At 70.1% G+C, this 14,100-nt stretch carries 19 protein-coding genes; 8 read left to right on the top strand and 11 right to left on the bottom strand.

Annotation, left to right across the window (positions count from 1 at the left end; translation table 11 throughout):
• Positions 1-17: 17 nt before the first annotated feature.
• Together cobS and HJG44_RS19790 are read right to left on the bottom strand one after the other, a co-directional pair.
• Positions 18-1,004 (bottom strand): cobaltochelatase subunit CobS, encoded by a 987-nt coding sequence (cobS, locus tag HJG44_RS19795; RefSeq protein ID WP_171220077.1) that lies wholly within the window; start codon positions 1,002-1,004, stop codon positions 18-20.
• Positions 1,005-1,152: 148 nt separating this feature from the next.
• A complete protein-coding gene (locus HJG44_RS19790) occupies positions 1,153-1,764 on the bottom strand; it encodes a J domain-containing protein (RefSeq protein ID WP_171220076.1) in 612 nt (203 codons plus the stop codon).
• A 92-nt stretch (positions 1,765-1,856) separates the two neighbouring features.
• On the opposite strand from HJG44_RS19790, the gene HJG44_RS19785 reads away from it, so the two are divergent.
• Complete coding sequence (locus tag HJG44_RS19785) at positions 1,857-2,108, top strand: BolA family protein (protein WP_171220369.1); 252 nt, start codon at positions 1,857-1,859, stop codon at positions 2,106-2,108.
• A gap of 2 nt (positions 2,109-2,110) precedes the next feature.
• Here the strand turns inward: HJG44_RS19785 and HJG44_RS19780 are convergent, their stop codons facing one another.
• The 3 genes from HJG44_RS19780 to HJG44_RS19770 form a co-directional block, all read right to left on the bottom strand.
• Positions 2,111-3,292: an MFS transporter gene (locus HJG44_RS19780; RefSeq protein WP_171220075.1), complete on the bottom strand. Its 1,182-nt coding sequence runs from the start codon at positions 3,290-3,292 to the stop codon at positions 2,111-2,113.
• Between the two features lie 268 nt (positions 3,293-3,560).
• Positions 3,561-3,779, bottom strand: coding sequence for a hypothetical protein (locus HJG44_RS19775; protein WP_171220074.1), 219 nt, complete (start codon positions 3,777-3,779; stop codon positions 3,561-3,563).
• 198 nt (positions 3,780-3,977) lie between these two features.
• Positions 3,978-4,601 (bottom strand): 4'-phosphopantetheinyl transferase family protein, encoded by a 624-nt coding sequence (locus HJG44_RS19770; RefSeq protein WP_171220073.1) that lies wholly within the window; start codon positions 4,599-4,601, stop codon positions 3,978-3,980.
• 112 nt (positions 4,602-4,713) lie between these two features.
• Between HJG44_RS19770 and HJG44_RS19765 the strand changes: the two genes are divergently transcribed.
• A complete protein-coding gene (locus tag HJG44_RS19765; RefSeq protein ID WP_346767224.1) occupies positions 4,714-5,430 on the top strand; it encodes an AzlC family ABC transporter permease in 717 nt (238 codons plus the stop codon).
• On the top strand, positions 5,417-5,737 hold the full coding sequence (locus HJG44_RS19760) for an AzlD family protein (RefSeq protein WP_346767223.1): 321 nt from the start codon (positions 5,417-5,419) through the stop codon (positions 5,735-5,737). Before HJG44_RS19765 ends, HJG44_RS19760 begins: the two co-directional genes overlap by 14 nt.
• Here the strand turns inward: HJG44_RS19760 and HJG44_RS19755 are convergent.
• From HJG44_RS19755 to HJG44_RS19740, 4 genes are read right to left on the bottom strand one after another with little or no spacing between them, the layout of a single operon-like run.
• A complete protein-coding gene (locus tag HJG44_RS19755; protein WP_281411551.1) occupies positions 5,715-6,197 on the bottom strand; it encodes an arsenate-mycothiol transferase ArsC in 483 nt (160 codons plus the stop codon). The genes HJG44_RS19760 and HJG44_RS19755 overlap by 23 nt on opposite strands.
• Before the next feature lie 3 nt (positions 6,198-6,200).
• Positions 6,201-6,692, bottom strand: coding sequence for a UPF0262 family protein (locus HJG44_RS19750; RefSeq protein WP_171220072.1), 492 nt, complete (start codon positions 6,690-6,692; stop codon positions 6,201-6,203).
• A gap of 4 nt (positions 6,693-6,696) precedes the next feature.
• Positions 6,697-7,989 (bottom strand): histidinol dehydrogenase, encoded by a 1,293-nt coding sequence (hisD, locus tag HJG44_RS19745; protein ID WP_171220071.1) that lies wholly within the window; start codon positions 7,987-7,989, stop codon positions 6,697-6,699.
• Complete coding sequence (locus tag HJG44_RS19740; RefSeq protein ID WP_171220070.1) at positions 7,989-8,420, bottom strand: DUF2948 family protein; 432 nt, start codon at positions 8,418-8,420, stop codon at positions 7,989-7,991. Before HJG44_RS19740 ends, hisD begins: the two co-directional genes overlap by 1 nt.
• Positions 8,421-8,561: 141 nt before the next feature.
• Here HJG44_RS19740 and HJG44_RS19735 point away from each other — a divergent pair, with 141 nt between their 5' ends.
• The 3 genes from HJG44_RS19735 to HJG44_RS19725 are packed head-to-tail and all read left to right on the top strand — an operon-like array spanning position 8,562 to position 10,339.
• Positions 8,562-8,858 carry a hypothetical protein gene (locus HJG44_RS19735; protein WP_171220069.1) on the top strand — a complete coding sequence of 99 codons (297 nt, stop codon included), beginning with the start codon at positions 8,562-8,564 and terminating at the stop codon, positions 8,856-8,858.
• A 35-nt stretch (positions 8,859-8,893) separates the two neighbouring features.
• Positions 8,894-9,529, top strand: a complete 636-nt coding sequence (locus tag HJG44_RS19730) for a MarC family protein (protein WP_171220068.1) — start codon at positions 8,894-8,896, stop codon at positions 9,527-9,529.
• A 24-nt stretch (positions 9,530-9,553) separates the two neighbouring features.
• Positions 9,554-10,339: an enoyl-CoA hydratase/isomerase family protein gene (locus tag HJG44_RS19725; protein WP_171220067.1), complete on the top strand. Its 786-nt coding sequence runs from the start codon at positions 9,554-9,556 to the stop codon at positions 10,337-10,339.
• Here the strand turns inward: HJG44_RS19725 and HJG44_RS19720 are convergent, their stop codons facing one another.
• The gene (locus HJG44_RS19720) at positions 10,340-11,953 is read right to left on the bottom strand and encodes a GMC family oxidoreductase (RefSeq protein WP_171220066.1); all 1,614 of its coding nucleotides are present in this window, start codon (positions 11,951-11,953) and stop codon (positions 10,340-10,342) included.
• 151 nt (positions 11,954-12,104) lie between these two features.
• Here HJG44_RS19720 and aroQ point away from each other — a divergent pair, with 151 nt between their 5' ends.
• Positions 12,105-12,536, top strand: a complete 432-nt coding sequence (gene aroQ / locus HJG44_RS19715; protein WP_171220065.1) for a type II 3-dehydroquinate dehydratase — start codon at positions 12,105-12,107, stop codon at positions 12,534-12,536.
• A gap of 3 nt (positions 12,537-12,539) precedes the next feature.
• On the opposite strand, the gene HJG44_RS19710 is transcribed toward aroQ, so the two are convergent.
• Complete coding sequence (locus HJG44_RS19710) at positions 12,540-12,833, bottom strand: hypothetical protein (protein ID WP_171220064.1); 294 nt, start codon at positions 12,831-12,833, stop codon at positions 12,540-12,542.
• 264 nt (positions 12,834-13,097) lie between these two features.
• Between HJG44_RS19710 and HJG44_RS19705 the strand changes: the two genes are divergently transcribed.
• A complete protein-coding gene (locus tag HJG44_RS19705; protein ID WP_171220063.1) occupies positions 13,098-14,072 on the top strand; it encodes a Bug family tripartite tricarboxylate transporter substrate binding protein in 975 nt (324 codons plus the stop codon).
• Positions 14,073-14,100 lie beyond the last annotated feature (28 nt).

The raw sequence follows: 14,100 nt of genomic DNA, 5'->3' as shown, positions 1-14,100 counted from the left end.
TCCCGCGGCGGCGTTCCTCAGCTCAGGGCGACGTTGACCGCGCTCTCGGGCAGCTCCTTGCCGAAGCAGCGCTGGTAGAACTCGGCGACGAGCGTCCGCTCGAGCTCGTCGCACTTGTTCAGGAACGTCACCCGAAACGCGAAACCGATATCGCCGAAGATCTCCGCGTTCTCCGCCCAGGTGATCACGGTGCGGGGCGACATCACGGTCGAAAGGTCGCCGCTGATGAAGGCGTTGCGGGTGAGATCGGCCACGCGCACCATCTTGCCTACGATGTCGCGGCCCTCCGGCGTGCGGTAGTGGTGCGCCTTGGACAGGACGATCTCGACCTCCTCGTCATGCGGCAGGTAGTTCAGGGTGGTCACGATGGACCAGCGGTCCATCTGCGCCTGGTTGATCTGCTGCGTGCCGTGATAGAGGCCTGTCGTATCCCCGAGCCCGATCGTGTTGGCGGTGGCGAAGAGCCGGAAGGCGGGATGCGGGCGGATGACGCGGCTCTGGTCGAGGAGCGTCAGGCGCCCCGACGATTCGAGCACCCGCTGGATCACGAACATCACGTCCGGCCGGCCGGCATCGTATTCGTCGAAGACGAGTGCGACATTGTTCTGGTACGCCCAGGGCAGGATGCCGTCCCTGAACTCGGTCACCTGCTTGCCGTCGCGCAGGACGATCGCGTCCTTCCCTACCAGATCGATGCGAGAGACGTGGCTGTCGAGGTTGATGCGCACGCAGGGCCAGTTCAGCCGCGCGGCCACCTGCTCGATATGGGTCGACTTGCCGGTGCCGTGATAGCCGGTGACGATGACGCGGCGGTTGCGGGCGAAGCCCGCCAGGATCGCCAGCGTCGTCGGCGGATCGAAGAGGTAGTCCGGATCGACGTCCGGGACATGCGGGTCCGTCTGCGAATAGGCCGGAACCTCCAGGTCGGAATTGATCCCGAAGACCTGCCGGACGGACACCTTCATGTCCGGCATGCCAGGAACGGAACTGTCAGTGGCGAGCATCGAGAAGCCTCTTCGGCGGCGGCTCTGCAAGAGCCCTGCCGCGCTCTATGCGGCGATCCTGGTGGGGTGACCTGGGATACGTCCTGTCCTTAGCGGCGCCCTGCCCCGGGCGCAATTTGCCCGGGCGCCGGGGTCCGTTGCGTACCGCTCAGCACAGGCCCGCGGCCTTGAGCGTGTCATGCGCGCGGATGATGTCGCGCAGGCGCGGCTCGTAGGAGCGGTCGCCGCCATGGGCGTCCGGATGGAAGCGTTTCACGAGCGTCTTGTACTGCGCCTTGATCTCGACCGCGCCGGCGCTCTCGTCGAGGCCGAGCGTCTCGAGTGCCTGCATGACCGGCCCCGGACGGCGCGGCCGGGCCGGCTCGGGCGTGGCCCTTGCCCGCTCGAATCCGGCCGAGCGCATGATCCCGAGCGGATCGAGATAATCGAACTCGTCCGGGTTCGCCGCCCCGTCCCGGCGGCGGTGGCCGCCATTGACCGACATGTTCCAGGTCGGCCGATGCCCGACCACGGCCTCCTTCTGGTAGGCCTGGACGTCCTCGTCCGACATGCCGGCGAAGTAGTTGTAGGCGGCGTTGTACTCCCGCACGTGCGACAGGCAGAAGTTCCAGTACTGGCCCTCCCGCCCCCGCCCCTTGGGGGCGCGGTGGAGCCCCGCTTGCGTGCAGCCCGCGCGCTCGCAGGTCGGCGCGTCCCGCCGCGGCTCCTCGCAGCGCGGCTTGATGCGGACCTTGTCGAACAGCGGCGAATTGAGACCCATGACGAACCGATTATCGATGGCGCGGGACGAAGCGGCAAGCCGAGGGAACGCCGCCTCGCACATGGAGGAACGAAGTGAGCTTAAGGGATCGGATGGTCGAAATCGTGACCCGGGAGCTTCGCCCGCTGGAGCTCACGATCGAGGACGAATCGCATCTGCATGCCGGCCATGCCGGCTGGCGGGAAGGCGGTGAAACGCATTTCAGGATCGATGTCGTGTCGGAAGCCTTCGCGGGCAAGAGCCGGGTGGAGCGCCACCGCATGGTGAATGCCGCGCTGGCGGACGCGTTCGGGCCGAACGGGCTCCACGCGCTGGCGATCCGGGCGCGGGCGCCTGGCGAATAGGATCAGCGCCGCTCGCGCGGGGCCAGGAGATAGATGGCGAGCGTCGCGCCGAGCACCAGCCCGAAAGCCGTGAAGAGCCGCCCGTAGAGGTCGGACGGCGCGGTGCCGGCGAGCTCCGCCGCCCGTACATAGCGGCCCGAGAACCACTGCCCGAGCCCGGCCCCGCCCATGAAGGCGAGGTTCATGATCGTGACGCCCTGCCCGAGCAGGTGGGTCGGCATGAAGGAGCGCGCATGCGCCATGATGATGGCGAAGGGCGCTCCCAGGCAGGCGACGAGCAGGAGGAGCGTCACCGCGAGTGCGCCCGACCGCTCGCCGAAGAGCCCGAGGACGAGCCAGGCCGCGACCGAGATCCCGACGCCCGCGGCCGCCGTGTACTTGGCATTGCCGAAGAGCCGGTTCAGCGGCGCGTAGAGGAGCGCTCCGGCCGCGATGGCGAAGCCCATGGCCGTCGCGCCGAGGCTGCGCAGCTCGGGCGAGAAGCCGTGCACCGTATCCAGATACGGGGCGATCCAGAGGCCGCGGGTGGCGATGACGCAGGCATAGCTGACGAGCGCGATGGGGAAGATCGGCCAGAGCGCCCGCATGGCGAGGATCTGCCGCGCGCCGGCGAGCGGCGAAACGGCGCCGCCCGGCGCATCGGCGCGCGGCGGGTCGCGCAGCACGAGCGAGACGCAGACGAGGCTCAGGGCCGCGATCCCCGCGATCCCAAGCATGGTCGGGCGCCAGCCGAATGCCGAGACGGCGAGCGCCAGCGGCGTCCCGCTCAGGGGATCGCCGAGGGAGCCGAGGCCGAGGAGCAGGGAGGACAGCGTCGCGAAGCGCGCGGCCGGATAGGTGCGGGCGATCAGGTAGAAGCCGGTCATCAGCACGGGCGCGCAGCCGCCGCCGGTGAGCGCCATGGCAGCCAGGGCCTGCGACAGGCTGCCGGCGAAGGCGAAGAGCACGCCGCCGATCACGGCCGAGCACATGCCGCAGGCCAGCGTCCGGCGCGGCCCGAATCGGTCGAGCGCCACGCCGACCGGGATCTGGCACAGCGCGAAGGCGAGGAGGAAGGCGGCCTGAAGGCTCGCGAGCCCCGCCGCGTCCAGGCCCAGGTCGCGCGAGACGTCGCCCGCCACCACGGCCAGGAAGGCGCGATAGAACTGGCTGAGCAGGTAGGGGAAGAGAAGAGCGAGGAACACGACCGCGACCGGAGGCTCGCCCGGTCCGGCGAGTCGCCCGCTGCCTAACATCCGGGCAGGCGGCCGTCGAACGGGGGGCGCAACCGCCCCGGAACAACGTCCCGTTTCGAGACATCCGGCCGCAACGCGGTCCCGCGAAAAGCTCGCCGACAAGGAGGCCCCCATGGCCCGGCACATCCTGCCGACCCTGCTCGGCATCGTCGCCCCGCTCTCCGCGGTGGGTTGGCTGCTCAGCCGCGGCCTGTGACGGGCACCTTCGGCGCGGACCTCAGGCCCCCCTGCGCGATCTCGGCTGGCGCCAGCGGGCGAAGCCGGTCGAGACAAGCTTCGATACGGCGATGCCGTCGGCCACCGAGACCGCGAGCGCGAGCCTGAGATCGCCGTTGGCGAGCTTCAGATAGGCGTCGATGGCGGCCGCGACCTCCCGGTCGGATTCGCGCGGTCCCTCCGCCGCATGGGTGACGTTCCCGCATCGAAGCTCGGCCATGGTCAACCGCCCTGGATTTCGATGTTCCTATTTTGTTCTGGAACTGAAGAGAGTCAACAGGGGTACGCGCCCTTCAAAGCAGGGTCGCTCCGGGGTCCCCGCGGGAAGCGATTCCCGCATGATCCTGGTTCCTGGTCCGCCATGATCCGGCGAACCTGAGATGCGCCGGAGCAAGGATGGCAGCGACCGCGGCAAGGATCACGGCATCCCTGCATCCCGTGATCCCGTCCTGCGGCTCGCGGCGCCCAATTCTGCAAGCGCGACCGCGAAATCCCGCCCCTCGAAGGCGACCCAGGCCGCCGAGAGCGCGATGCCCGCGGCCGGCGCGTGGGCGTCGCGGACGCAGACCGATCCGTCCGGCCCGGGCAGGACCGCAAAGCTCGAGGGCTCGCGCGCAAGGCCGGTTCCGAGCGCCTTCAGGTAGGCCTCCTTGCACGCCCAAAGCCGGGCGAAGGCCCCCCCGCGCTCCCCGGGGGCGAGCCGGCACAGGAAGGCCTGCTCTTCGGCGTGCAGCACGTTCCAGGCCGGCTCGGCTTCCGGCTCGACCGCTTCGACGTCCACGCCGATAGGCGCACGGCCGACCGCCATCGCCGCGAGGCCTGCGCGGCCCGCGCAGGACAGGTAAAGGCGGGTTCCGGCGGGCCTGGTCAGGCGAGGCGCCCGCCCCTCCCCGTGCGAGATCGAGACCTCGTTCGGGGACAGATCGAGCATGCGGGCGGCGAGCGCGCGCAGCAGCGTCCGGCGCTCGTCCCGACCCGCCGCCGCGACGACGACCGCGGGCCATTCGCCCGCCCAGTGCTCGGGACGCGAGATCGGCCGCATGGCCTTGGCATAGCCGGTTGCGGTCGGCCTCGCGAGAGGACGAGCCCCGTTTCGCGGCTCGCGCCGTTGACGCCCATGCCCGAGTCGGCGAAGCCCGGCCGGAGCTCGCATCGTGTCGCTGCCGTCGTCCCGCCCCACCCTGACCCTGCAGGGCTGCCTCCTCGGCGCCCGGATGCTGGTGCCGGTGCTGCCCGGCCTGGTCGTGTATTCGCTCGCCTTCGGGGCGGCTTCGGCCAATCGCGGGCTGACCCTTGCCGAAGCCACGGCCATGAGCGCCATCGTCTATGCCGGGGCGGCGCAGATGGTGTCGCTCGAGCTCTGGCAATCCACCTGGACCGCCGCGAGCCTGCTCACGGTCGCGCTCGTCACGGCGACCGTCAATGCGCGCTTCGCCCTCATGGGAGCCTCCATCCAGCCCTGGCTCCGGGGCGGCCCACCGGTGCGCAGCGCGCTCGGCCTATTCTTCCTGGTCGATGCGAGCTGGATCCTGGCCACACGCTATCGCGAGGAGGGCGGGCGCGACCTCGGCGTCCTGTTCGGATCGGGAATGCTGAGCTGGGTAGTCTGGGTTTCCGGCACCATCCCGGGCTACCTCGCGGGCTCGCTCGTCGCCGAGCCGCGCCGCTTTGCCCTCGACCTCGTGATGCCGGTCTTCTTCGCCGCGATGGCCGTGCCGCTCTGGCGCGGTCTCCGTGCCTCGGCCCTGCCCTGGGCCGTCGCGGGCCTCGTCGGGCTCGCCGTGCAGGCGCTCGTGCCCGGCTACCTCTTCATCGTGGCCGGCGCGCTCGCCGGCGCTTTCACGGGAGCGCTCGTCCGTGACCGCGGGTGATCTGGGCGGGTACGGGCCGGCGCTCGCCATCCTGGCCATGGCGGCCGCGACCTATCTGTGCCGCGTGTCGGGCGTGGTCCTGATGAGCCGCGTGCGCCTGACGCCCGCCGTGCAACGGGCGCTCGCGGCGCTGCCCGGCTCCATCGTGGCCGCGACCGTACTGCCCATCGCGGCCCGGTCCGGGCCGGATGCGATCGCCGGGATCGTGGCCGGCGTCCTGACCATGGCGCTCGTCCGCAACGAGGTGCTGGCGCTCGCCGCCGGGCTCGGCGTGGCGGCCGGGATCAGGCTCCTCCTTCCGATCTGAGCCGAAGCCGGATGCGGTAGGAGAGCCCGTCGCGCGTGTTGCGGTAGGCGTCCATGATCTGGTCGCGCGAGCCCTGGACGATGGTCGGGTCCGCGGTCGGCCAGTATTCGACGTCACAGGCGAGCGTGCGGGTGAGCTCGAGCGCGGCATGGTGCGCCTCCGGCGAGAGCGAGACGATCAGGTCGAAATTAAGCCCCTCCCATTCCTCCAGTTCAGCCAGCGTGCGGGGCTTGTGCTTCGAGCCGTCGATTCCGAGCTCGTCGAGCGCCGCGACCGCGAAGGGGTCCCGCTCGCCCGCCCGCACGCCGGCCGACTGCACGTAGATGGACTTGCCGAAATAGTGGCGGGCCAGCGCCTCGGCCATGGGCGAGCGCACGGAATTGTGCGCGCAGACGAACAGGACCGATTGCACCTTGCGGCGGGGCGCATCACCCGGCGGCAGCGGCGACGGGTCGGCCAACCCTCAGCCTTTCCAGTGGAGCGCGTAGATCAGCGTGAAGAGGCGGCGCGCCGTGTCGAAGTCGATATCGACCTTGCCCTCGAGCCGCTGGACGAGGAGCTCGGAGGCCTCGTTGTGGAGGCCGCGCCGCCCCATGTCGATGGCCTCGATCTGGGCTGGCGAGGCGGAGCGGATGGCCTTGTAGTAGCTATCGCAGATGAGCTCGTAGTCCTTGATGACGCGCTTGAAGGGCGTGAGCGAGAGGTAATGCGTGACGCAGCCCGAGCCGTCGGCGGCCTTGACCTCGAAGGCGAGCTTCTTGTCGACGATGGCAAGATGGAGCGTGTAGGGGCCGCTGTCGTGTTCGGGGACCCCGAAGGAATTCTCCTCGACGATGTCGTAGATCGCGATCGCCCGCTCGTGCTCCTGGTCCGGATTGCCGCGGCCGATCGAGGTCTCGTCGAGCGTCACGGCGACGAGCCGGTTCCTCTTCTCGGGCGGCGCCTTGTCGCTCATCCGGTCAACGCCCGAGCCGGATCGCGATCGAGCGCGCATGCGCCTCCAGACCCTCGGCGCGGCCGAGCGCGATGGCGGCCGGCCCGAGCGTCGCGAGCGAGCGCCGGTCACAGCGGAGGAAGGAGGTGCGCTTCATGAAGTCGATCACGCCGAGCCCGGACGAGAACCTGGCCGAGCGTGCCGTTGGCAGGACGTGGTTAGGCCCGGCCACGTAATCCCCCATCGCCTCCGGCGTCCAGGAGCCGAGGAAGATGGAGCCGGCATTGCGGACCCTGGCGGCGAGCAGATCCGCGGCTTCGGCCTCGATCTCGAGATGCTCCGGCGCCACCCGGTCCACGAGGGGCAGCGCGCTCTCCAGATCAGGCACGAGGATGACCGCGCCGAAATCTCGCCAGCTCGCGCCCGCGATCTCCGCCCGCGGCAGCGTCGCGAGCTGGCGTTCGACAGCCTGCTCGACGGCATCGGCGAGTTCGGCTGAGTCCGTCACCAGGATCGATTGGGCGGCCGCGTCGTGCTCCGCCTGGGCGAGGAGATCGGCCGCGACCCATTCGGGATTCGCCTGCCCGTCCGCCAGGATCAGCACCTCGGAAGGGCCCGCGATCATGTCGATCCCGACCTGGCCGAAGACGCGGCGCTTTGCGGCCGCCACATAGGCGTTGCCCGGCCCCACGATCTTCGCCACAGGGGCGATGGTTCTCGTGCCGTAGGCAAGCGCGGCGACGGCCTGCGCGCCGCCGATCCGGTAGACTTCGTCCACCCCGGCGATGCGGGCCGCCGCCAGCACCAGGGGGTTGAGAACGCCGTCCGGCGTCGGGACGACCATGACCACGCGCTCCACGCCGGCCACCTTGGCCGGGATCGCGTTCATCAGGACGGAGGACGGATAGCTCGCCGTCCCGCCGGGCACGTAGAGGCCCGCGGCCTGGATCGGCGTCCACCGCCAGCCGAGCCGGACGCCCGCCTCGTCGGTCCCGTCGTGATCGGGCGGGATCTGCCGGGCATGGTAGGTTTCGATCCGCCCGGCCGCGAGCCGCAGGGCTTCGAGCGCCTCCGGGTCGGACGCCCGGAACGCCGTCTCGATCTCCCCATCGCTGACGCGCAACGTCTCGGGCGCGATCTCGAACCGGTCGAACTTCCGCGTCAGCTCGACCAGGGCCTCGTCACCCCGCGCCACCACGTCGGCGACAATGGCGGCGACGGCGCGATCGACGTCCTCCGACACCTCCCGCTTGGCCGCCAGGAGGGCCGCGAACGCCTGCTCGAAATCGGGCCGCGCGGCGTCCAGCCGCTGCGGCATCAGGCGCGCTCCACGTCGTGCGCCGGGCGCTGCCTTGCCGCCCAGATCGGGCCCATGTCCTTCATCAGCGCCTCGATGCATTCCACATTCAGGCGGATGCAGGCCCCGCCCGCGAAATGCAAGATGGCGGCGCCGGACGGCGGCTCGCCCGGCTCGAACGTGATCGCGAGGAGGTTGAGGATCGCTTCCGGATGGCTCCGGTCGATGCCGCGCGTTTTGACCGACAGGACGCGCTCGAAATGGCAACCGGTCAGGCGGCGGCGCGCCTCGCGCTCGCCAGCCTCCCAGTCGAAGCGCCTGCCCACGAGCGCGAAGCGTCGCTGCCCGGGCAGGTAGGTCAGGTCGGCGACGCGGACGACCGCGTCCTGCAGATGGGCGGACAGTACGGCGAGATCGTCGGCGTCGAAGGCGGCGAGCTTGAGGGGCTCCATGGCGGGACCACCGTTCTTCTTGGCAAGTTTGAGCGCGAGATAGCTACGCCCCCCTTTCGCCGCAACCTGCGGTGCTGCTGTTCGCCCCGCTCCCGCTCCGCTACAAGGGATCGTCGGCGCGGGACGCGCCGGGAGGCCGCCATGCAGCGCATCGCCCTTGCCGCCCTCCTTCTCGCGGCAGCCTTCTCGCTGCCCGCCCAAGCCCAGAATACGGCGAGGGGCGGCGGCTATGGCGGCTTCGGCGCGGTGGGCGGCGGACCGGATTACGGCGGACCTCCGGCCGGGCGGCGCCTCGCGGTCCCGCAGCCTCCCGTAGGCCGGAGGGGCGCAGGCATCTGCGCTACGCCGCGCGTGACCTGCCCGGCCTCGGCCCCGCGCGGTGCCCGCTGCCTGTGCAGGCTGCCGGGCGGCCGCGTGCAGAGCGGAAGGGTCGGGTAGCGCCGAGCCTCGCGCGATCGGGGCCGCGCCGGGCGATGAGCAACTTCGCGCTGTCCGTTCTCGTCACGCTGGTCGTGACGGTGGAGCCGCTCGGGACCGCCCTCCTGTTCCTCGGCCTCACGCCGGGCATGGGCATGGACGAGCGGCGCGCGATCGCGCTCCGCGCCGTCGCGATCGCGACGGCCGTGCTCCTGGTCTTCGCGCTCGGCGGCGCCCAGCTCCTCGAACTCCTCCAGATCTCCACCGCGGCCTTCCAGATCGCAGGCGGGCTGCTTCTGCTCCTCGCCTCGATCGACCTGATCTTCGCACATCGGACGGGGCTTTCCTCGATCACGACGGACGAGACCAGGGAGGCCGCCGCCACGCACGACATCGCGGTCTTCCCGCTCGCGATTCCTCTCATCGCCGGCCCCGGCGCGATGACGGCCGTAATCCTCCTCATGCAGCGCGCCTCCGGCACGGCGGAGATGAGCCTCGTGCTCGGCCTGCTCCTGGTCGTGATGATCGCGACGGCGCTGACGCTCCTGCTTGCGCCGCGGCTCGTCCAGCTCCTCGGAATCACGGGCGTCAACGTGGTCGCGCGGGTATCCGGTATCCTCCTCGCCGCGCTTGCGATGCAGTTCGTCCTCGACGGTTTGCGCGCGAGCGGGATTTTCACGCATGTGCCCTGAGCAGAAGACCGTAAGGGCATCCACATGACGACCGAGTCGAGCAGCATCCTCCGGCAGGAGCGGGACGGAGCCGTCCTGATCCTGACCATGAACTACCCGGAACGGCGGAACGCATTGTCCCTCCCCTTGCGGGCGGCGCTGGCCGAGGCGCTCGGGGCCGCCATGACTGACCGCGATATCCGCGCGATCGTGCTCGCGGGTGCTGAGGGAAACTTCTCTTCCGGCGGCGACATCTCCAGCATGGAGGGGGTGACGGGCGTGGGCGGGCGCGAGCGCCTCAGCAACGTGCATCGTCTGATCCGCCTGCTGGTCGCGGGCGAGAAGCCCGTGATCGCGGCCGTGGAGGGCTACGCCTACGGGGCGGGACTCTCGCTGGCGGCAGCCTGCGACATCGTCGTGGCCGCCCGCGACGCCCGATTCGCCTGCTCGTTCAACCGCATCGGCCTCATGCCGGATCTCGGCGCGGCCTGGACGCTGCCGCTCCGGATGGGCCTTGGCCGCGCCAAGCACATCATGCTGCGCGGCCAGGCTTTCGGGGCCGAGGAGGCCGAGCGCTGGGGCCTGGCGGAGGTTCTGTGCGAGCCCGGAAGGGCGCTCGCAGAGGCGGTTGCGATCGGGCAAGAGCTCGCGGCCGTCTCGCCGCTCTCCAACGGCTACACCAAGGCGCTGCTTGCGCGGATGCCGCGCGATCTGGAGGAGATGCTGCGCGCCGAGGCGGACGCCCAGGCGCTTCTGTTCACGTCGGCCGATTTCGACGAGGGACGCCGCGCCTTCCTGGACAAGCGCAAGCCCGCTTTCCGCGGCGCCTGATCAGCGCCGCGCCGCCTTCGCGTCTTCGAGGATCATGGCGGCGCCCTTCTCGGCGATCATGATGGTCGGCGAGTTGGTATTGCCGGACGTGATGCGCGGCATGGCCGAGGCATCGATTACCCGCAGCCCGCCGACGCCGCGCACGCGCAGGCGCTCGTCCAGGACGGCCATCGGGTTGTTGTCCGGGCCCATGGCGGCCGTGCCGGCCGGGTGGAAGATCGTGGTGCCGAGCCGCCCCGCGGCGACGAGCATGTCCTCGTCCGTCTCGACGCCCGGCCCCGGCAGGTGCTCGACCGGGCCGTAGCGGGCGAGCGCCGGCTGGCTCACGATCTTGCGCGCGAGCTTCAACGAGTCGACCGCGACGCGGCGGTCCTCGTCGGTGGTCAGGTAGTTCGGCTGGATCAGCGGCTTGCCCTCAGGCCCGCGATGGACGCTGCCGCGGCTCGAAGGCCGAAGATTGCAGACGCTGGCCGTGAAGGCCGCGAAGGGATGCAGGCCCTCGCCCCACTTGTCGAGCGAGAGGGGCTGGAAGTGGAACTCGAGATTGGCCGTCGCGTAGTCCGGCGACGATTTCGCGAAGGCCCCGACCTGGGACGGCGCCATGGTGAGGGGCCCGGTGCGGAAGAGGGCGTATTCGACACCCATCCAGGCGCGGCGCAGGAGATTGGCATAATCGGTGTTGAGGGAGCGCACGCCCGTCACCTTGTAGACGGGGCGGATCTGCAGATGGTCCTGCAGGTTCTCGCCGACCCCGGGCAGGTGCCGGACGGTGTCGATGCCATGGCCGGACAGCCGCTCGCCGTCGCCGATCCCTGACGATTCGAGCAGGACCGGCGAGCCGACCGCACCCGCGGAGAGGATCGCCTCGCCCGCGACCGCAGCCCGGTAGATCTCGCCGCCGCGCGAGAAGATCACGGCCGTGGCGCGCCCGCCCGTAAGCTCGACCTTCTCGACATGGACGCCGGTTTCGAGCCGGAGATTGGCGCGGTTCAGGACCGGCTTGAGGAAGCCCCGGAAGGCGCTCCAGCGCCGGCCGCGCTTCTGGTTGACCTGGAAATAGGACGAGCCCTCGTTGTCGCCGGTGTTGAAGTCCGGGATCTTGGGGAGGCCGGCCTGCGCGGCCGCGTCACGGATCGCATCGAGCAGGTCCCAGCGCAGGCGCGGATGCTCGACCCGCCACTCGCCCCCGGAGGCATGGAACTCGTTCGGCGGGTCGATATGGTCCTCGTGCTTGAGGAAGTAGGGCAGCACGTCGTCCCAGCCCCAGCCCGCGAGCCCGAGCTGGCGCCAGCCGTCGTAATCGGCCGCCTGGCCGCGCATGTAGATCATCGCGTTGATGGCCGAGGAGCCGCCGACCACCTTGCCGCGCGGATAGGCGATCGTCCGCCCGCCGAGCCCGGTCTCCGGCGCCGTCATGAACATCCAGTCGGCGCGCGGATTGCCGATCGCGAAAAGATAGCCAACCGGGATGTGGAACCAGATCCAGCGGTCGCGGCCGCCGGCCTCGAGCACTAGGACCTTGTTTCCTGGGTCGGCCGACAGCCGGTTCGCCAGCACGCAGCCGGCCGAGCCCGCCCCGACCACGACGTAGTCGTAAGTTCCGAAATCTTGCATCCGGCCGTTCTCGCCGGGCCTGGCCCGGCGTCCTCCCTCCCCGACGCTATAGCGCGCGGACGGAACCGAAGCACGACCCCGAGGGTGGCACCCGCCCCGGGAAGCCGCTATCCGACGATGGACAGCCCGATCCGTCCGACGAGACCTCCCGATGGCCCGCATCTTCGTCCTGAACGGACCCAACCTGAATCTGCTCGGCACGCGCGAACCCGGCATCTACGGGACGCTGACGCTCACCGATGTCGAGGCGCGGCTGCGCGCACGCGCCGGTGACCGAGCCGAGATCGTTTTCCGGCAGTCGAATCACGAGGGCGAGCTCGTCACCTGGATCCAGGAGGCCGGCCAGGAAGGCGCGGGCGTCATCCTGAACGCCGGCGCCTATACGCACACGTCGGTCGCCCTGCGCGACGCCATCTCCGGGGCGAAGGCGGACACGATCGAGGTTCATCTCTCGAATACGCATGCCCGCGAGCCGTTCCGGCACCGGTCCTACATCTCGGCCGTGTGCCGGGGCGTGATCGCGGGCTTCGGCCCCCTCTCCTACGAGCTCGCGCTCGAGGCGCTGCTCGCACAAGTGCCTTGAGCGTCAGCCGAGACGGCGCGCCAGCACGGCAGAGGCGCCGCGCCCCCGCCCGGCGCAGCCCTCGCCGCCCGTGATCAGCCGCGCGGTATGGTCGAGCGCGGAAGCGAGCGCGCCGAGCGTCGCCTCCGGGATCGATTCGCGGGTGAGCTGGCCGCGAACCCGCGCGATCTCCTCGCGGAGCGACCCGATGCGCCCGAGCAGCTCGTCGGTCTCGACCTGATCCAGCCGGCGACCCGCCCAGACCGGCAGACCGATACCCGCCGCCTCACAGCTCCGGCTCTGCCGCATCCCGAACATCAGCTCCTCCGTCGTTTACGGCCCTAGTATGTTCATGTTTTGTTCTGAATGGAAAGCCGGATAATTGGGCTCCCGCGCACCAGCGCGGGATATGGTTACCGCCCGGGACAATGGCAGGCGGGTAGTCGGCTCGCGGCGCAGCAGGGGAGGCCACCCGCCGGCCTTCCCGGAACGTGCGGCCAAGCGTTTGACCGTCGCCCCGAGACATGGTGGGATTGCCGCAAGACAGGGCAGCGTCCCTGCGCGCAACGGGAGGGAATGCCGATGGTGAGCCGCCGGGCGGTGCTGGCCGCGTGGATATTGGGAGCGGCGTGCCCCGGAGCCACGGCGGTGGCGGCGCAGGATTATCCCACCAAGCCGATCACCCTCATCGTGCCCTGGACCGCGGGCGGCTCGACCGACATCACCATGCGGGCCATGGCCGAGGTGGCGGCCAAGCATCTGGGCCAGCCGATCGTCATCGACAACCGGGCCGGCGGCGGAGGCACGGTCGGGCCGGCCACCATGGCCGCAACCGCGAAGCCCGACGGCTACACGCTCTCGCAGATCCCCGTGACCGTGTTCCGGTTGCCGCTCATGCAGAAGACCTCCTGGGATGCCCAGAAGGACTTCACCTACATCATCCACCTCACGGGCTATACGTTCGGGATCATCGCCAAGGGGGATGGGCCCTTCAAGACCTTCGGCGACATGATCGCCTTCGCGAAGGCGAACCCGGGCAAGGTCACCTACGGCACGCCGGGCGCCGGCACCTCGCTCCATATCGGCATGGAGACGATCGCGGCCCGGCAGGGCGTGAAGTTCACTCACGTTCCGTTCAAGGGTAATGCCGAGACCAACGCCGCCGTGCTCGGCGGCCACACGATGGTGGCGGCCGATTCCTCCGGCTGGAAGCCGCTCGTCCAGGCCGGGCAGCTCCGCCTCCTGGCGGTCTGGACCGCCGACCGGCTGAAGGACTTCCCGGACGTCCCGACTTTGCGCGACCTCGGGATGCCCTATGTCTTCGACTCGCCTTTCGGGATCGCGGGGCCCAAGGGCATGGATCCGAAGATCGTCGCCAAGATCCACGACGCCTTCAAGAAGGCGCTGGACGATCCGGGCGTCCAGGCGACCCTGACGAAATACGACATGGTCGTGAACTACAAGAACTCGGCGGATTACGCGAAGGCGATCGACGAGAACATCGCGGCCGAGCGGCAGATCATCGAGCAGCTCGGCCTGGCGCGGGCGAGCAATTAGCGGCTCCACATAGACGAACGCAGGCCGG

This window comes from Enterovirga aerilata, assembly GCF_013044135.1.
GTDB classification, from domain to species: domain Bacteria; phylum Pseudomonadota; class Alphaproteobacteria; order Rhizobiales; family Beijerinckiaceae; genus Enterovirga; species Enterovirga aerilata.
This window is presented reverse-complemented; position numbering and strand designations above follow the sequence as displayed.